Here is a 569-nt window from a genome sequence, read left to right as displayed (position 1 = left end):
GAAGTGGATAAGGGCCTGGAGCTTGTACAGATGTTCCATGACTTAGGCTACGAAACGTCTCTTAATATCATGGCTTTATCCAGCGTGCCGGAGCACCAGCTGATTGAAGCGTTTGAACTGGTGAAGGAAAGCCCTGTCGATGTTGTTTATATCGTGGACTCATTTGGAAGCTTAGACCCTGCGGATATCGAGCACCAGGTGAAGAAGTTCCAATCGATGATCCCAAACAAACAGCTTGGCATCCACACCCATAATAACATGCAGCTGGCATTTGCCAATACGCTAGCGGCGATGAAAAGCGGTGTCACATTCCTTGATTCCTCCGTTTACGGAATGGGCCGGGCAGCCGGCAACTGCAACACGGAGCTGCTCGTCAGCTACATTCAAAAACCAAGCTACGAAATGAAGCCGGTCCTTGGCATCATTGAAAAGCACATGATTGACATGCGCCAGAAGTGGGAGTGGGGCTATATCATTCCCTACATGATCTCTGGTGTACTGAATGAACATCCGCGTGTGGCGATGGCGTACCGCAACAGCGACGATCGTGACAAGTTTGTCAATTTCTA

General features: G+C 49.4%; 1 protein-coding gene. It reads left to right on the top strand.

The window, feature by feature from the left end:
• The coding region (locus NLX67_RS22635; RefSeq protein ID WP_483863878.1) for a beta/alpha barrel domain-containing protein at positions 1-569 on the top strand (569 nt) is incomplete at both ends.

The organism is Domibacillus sp. A3M-37 (genome assembly GCF_024213455.1).
In the GTDB taxonomy this organism is placed as follows: Bacteria; Bacillota; Bacilli; order Bacillales; family Domibacillaceae; genus Domibacillus; species Domibacillus tundrae.
The sequence above is the reverse complement of the archived record's forward strand: the minus strand, read 5'-3'. Positions and strand labels throughout refer to the sequence as shown.